We start from the raw sequence: 3435 nt of genomic DNA on the forward strand, positions 1-3435 counted from the left end.
CAACGATCGACCCGCGCTGATCGCTGGCACAGCACCCTGCAGGACCACGTCAATGACACTGTCCGAAACATAATCCAGCAGGTCAGCATCATGATCAAAGCGAGCGCTCAAGATAACGATCGAGTCGGTCAACGCCCGGATCCGGCGGGCGGTCAAGGCCCGCGGCCACTTCCCGAACGAGCAGGCCGCGCTCAAGTGCGTCTACATGGCGATCATGAGCCTGGACCCGACCGGCAAGGGCCACAAACGCTGGATCACCCGCTGGAAAGCCGCTCTCAATGCCTTCGCCATCACCTTCGAAGGCCGCCTGGCCCCGACCACCCGTTAATCACGCAATATTGAGATACACCGCTGACTGGACACACCCCAATGGCCAGGTGCGTGTCGCCGCTGGCCAGGCGGGCGTAGTCACCAGCCGCGCGTCGCCGGGGTGGCCATTGGCGTGAGCCATCCGACCGACTGCTCACGGGGTGCGCCTGAGCCACCCTTTCAGCCGGCGTTGACACGCAGGAGGTCGGCGAAACCAGTCAGTTGACTGATTCGCTGACGGGTCGGGTGCCCTAATGTCATGGCGCGAACGCTGACCGTCTTCATAACCGACGAGCGGCATCCCGTCTCGAAGCCGAAGGGAGGTGCGGCCGATGCGACGCGACCCGGTATGGAGACCTGATGAGCTGATCCAGCGGTAGGGCGGTGGCGGCTGCCGCGTGTCCGCGGAGCCGAGGTTCTACCGCCGCGGCAGCAGGTTGAAGCCCAGTAGGTGGAGAACGCGAACTCACAGTAAAGGACGCCATAAGGTGCCGGTGTCCTGCCGTTCGATCTCCGCCCGGGTCAGATACCGCCCCGCCCACCCGCAAAGCGGAAATAATCGTAAAACCCCTGGAAAATCCTCCCAGGGCAAAGAAGGGAAACCGGTGAAACGCACGATTGCCCTGACCATCGGCGCACTGACGCTGAGCGCTATCAGCGTCGTCGGCTTCGGCCAGGCCGCGCAGGCAGCCCCCTGTGGATACAATTTCTGCCTGTTCGAGCACGACAACTTCCGCGGTCTAAGCTGGCAAACCATAACTGAAGGCAACTGCGAAAACGTCGCCGCCAACATGAATAACAAGGCCAGCTCAATGGCTAACCTTTCCAATGACCGGGTCTGGTTCTATAACAAGCGCAACTGCGTCGGCCCAGACGGCTACCAAGCTCGCCAACGCAGCGAAGACAAGGACCTGACGAACAACGGGTTCGACAACAAGACGTCGTCGATCTACTCGTAACGCGTACCGGGCGATGTGCCGTCGGTGCGTCGCCCCGCGATCACAGGAGCCCAGGGATGTCCGTTCGGGTATGGTTCCTTCTGCCGGTCGTCGTCGCCGCGACCGCGGGATGCTCGGCGGCGAACCCGCGATCCCTTGAGAAGATCGCCCTCGACCCGGGCGCCGCGGGGCGACGCATCGTCTTGCCCTTCGACACGTACGACCTCTCGCCGGCCGAGATCATGACCTTGGAATCCGCCGAGGAGCTCCTCGTCCGGGACTGCATGCGCCAACGCGGGCGGGCCTGGGAGCTGTTGCCGCGCACCGCCGAGGCCGACATCTCACCGCCCCATCGACGCCGTTACGGCATCATCGAGCCGCTGGACGCCGAGCGCTTCGGCTATCACATGCCCCCCGACGGACGCACCCTGGCCGACCGCAAGGCGAAACGCGCCGTCCGGAGGCAAAGCCTGTCCTCCGAAGACCTGCGTGCCGCCGACAGGTGCCTGGAGAAGGCTGGTGACCGCCTGGCGCGGGGCGCTCCCAAGGTCGATGCCGGCCTGTTCAACAGGCTCATCTTCAAGACCTTCGACACTTCCCAGCGCGAAGCGGACGTCGTTCATGCCTTCCGCGCTTGGAGCACGTGCATGGCAACCGCGGGATTCCGCTACACCGACCCGCTCACCGCGATCAGTGACGAGCGGTGGGCGACACAGCGGCCCTCACCACGGGAAATCCACGCCGCGAAAGCCGACGTTCGATGCAAGACCGAAACTGCCCTCGTGTCCACCTGGGCGGCCGCTGAAAACCGCGTCCAGCACGCCGCCATCCGCGCCCACGCCAAGGAATTCCAGGCACTGAAGGCGAGCAAAGATCGGCAACTCGAAGCCGCCTCCCATGCTGTCGCTCGCGGCTGACGATGCCGGCCGTGACCCCTGGGCAGCGGCTCGCCGAAGATGAGCGGGGTCAAGGCATCCGCGGCTTTGCGGGTGGCGGCGGGTCGATCTCTCCCACATCGCGGCCCCAGGACCGGATCACCTACTGGTGTCCGCACTGCCTGCGCGGTCCAGGGTCGCCAGAGCCGCGCACGTCGTCGCAATGACCAGGAGTGCCGCGACCGCTGCGACGACCAGGAGCAGACCGTCAGCGGAGGAGGATGCCGCGAAGTAGACGCTGCCGAGGCCCGCGACCCCGATCACCTCGGCGAGCACGGGGCCGGTGGAGTTCATAGCCGAGATCGCCGAGGCGAACCGGGGTTCCACCAACGAGGTGACCTGTGCGATCAGCGGACTGTACGCGGCGGCGTGCCCGGCCCCGGCGAACAGCAGCAACGGGAGGAAAGCCCACGGGTGCCCGTGGTCCCGGATGAGGAGCACGACCAGGGTCACCCCTGCCACGAAGACCAGTGGGCCCACGATCGGCATGGCACGCCGCAGCCGTTGTGGGCAGTGGTTCCAACTCAGGCTGAGCGCACCGAAACCGAGAGCGTACGGGACGAACGCGAGCCCCGCCTGGAGCGGGGTGTAGCCGAGCTCGGACTGCAGATGCAGGGTCAGTGTGAGCACGAATAGGGGGGCGGACCAAGTACGAGAGAAAGGGGCAAAGCGTCACGACGCCTATGACCTGTGACGTTGCCCGTTCGATTTCGGCGTACGCGGTTTGACCGGGAGGTCCGCTGCTTCGGTCACCGACGTGCCATCGTCGACGACCGCGTCCGGCTGGCCACTGTCAGGGCGTGTTGGGGCACGCCCGCTGCTACAGGTACTGGCCCGCCTCGGCGCTGTCTGTCTTCGACACACGCGCCGACACCACGTTGGCGAGGTTGATGACTATGCCGTTCACGTCGGCTTCGCGATCATATCTCGCTCGCATCAACACCAGGCTGCGCCGCTCGTCCACAGCACGAGCGATCGCCGCCACCGCCTGCGGCTCTCCGTCGAAGTCCCCGCTGATCACGGAGACGTCTTCGCCGCTCATCAGGTGGAATCGAATGATCAGTGCGACATTCTCCGGCACGGCCGGCTCCTTTCGCCAGCATCCTTAAGTGGCCCCTGCCCAGGGCAGGGCTGAAGCGTTCTCATGTCGTGAGACCGAGTAGTTGAAGGCCGTCGGTTGGGTGGCTGCGGTAGTGGTCGGTGGCAGCGGCGATGTTGGTCCAGCCGAGCAGGCGTGCCAAGCCGATGGCCAG

The 3435-nt window shown here is 65.3% G+C and carries 4 protein-coding genes and 1 pseudogene; 3 read left to right on the plus strand and 2 right to left on the minus strand.

All coding sequences use genetic code 11. From position 1 onward, the window contains the following. Window positions 1-118: 118 nt before the first annotated feature. From ACTWPV_RS49515 to ACTWPV_RS49525, 3 genes and pseudogenes are all read left to right on the plus strand, one after another. Window positions 119-328: pseudogene (locus ACTWPV_RS49515) on the plus strand (transposase); the annotation flags it as partial. Window positions 329-914: 586 nt separating this feature from the next. Continuing rightward, window positions 915-1268: a peptidase inhibitor family I36 protein gene (locus ACTWPV_RS49520; RefSeq protein WP_443157200.1), complete on the plus strand. Its 354-nt coding sequence runs from the start codon at window positions 915-917 to the stop codon at window positions 1266-1268. A gap of 56 nt (window positions 1269-1324) precedes the next feature. Then, the gene (locus ACTWPV_RS49525; protein WP_347648277.1) at window positions 1325-2164 is read left to right on the plus strand and encodes a hypothetical protein; all 840 of its coding nucleotides are present in this window, start codon (window positions 1325-1327) and stop codon (window positions 2162-2164) included. Between the two features lie 117 nt (window positions 2165-2281). Here ACTWPV_RS49525 and ACTWPV_RS49530 read toward each other — a convergent pair whose 3' ends face one another. Both ACTWPV_RS49530 and ACTWPV_RS49535 read right to left on the minus strand, forming a co-directional pair. Beyond that, window positions 2282-2812: an MFS transporter gene (locus tag ACTWPV_RS49530; RefSeq protein WP_443157201.1), complete on the minus strand. Its 531-nt coding sequence runs from the start codon at window positions 2810-2812 to the stop codon at window positions 2282-2284. A gap of 190 nt (window positions 2813-3002) precedes the next feature. Continuing rightward, a complete protein-coding gene (locus tag ACTWPV_RS49535; protein ID WP_443157202.1) occupies window positions 3003-3263 on the minus strand; it encodes a hypothetical protein in 261 nt (86 codons plus the stop codon). Window positions 3264-3435: the final 172 nt, after the last annotated feature.

Source organism: Nonomuraea sp. KM88 (assembly GCF_052245635.1).
Taxonomy (GTDB): Bacteria; Actinomycetota; Actinomycetes; order Streptosporangiales; family Streptosporangiaceae; genus Nonomuraea.

Coding starts and splice junctions, on each gene's coding strand:
- ACTWPV_RS49525 (WP_347648277.1), top strand. CDS start 1,325: ATGTCCGTTCGGGTATGGTTCCTTCTGCCGGTCGTCGTCGCCGCGACC.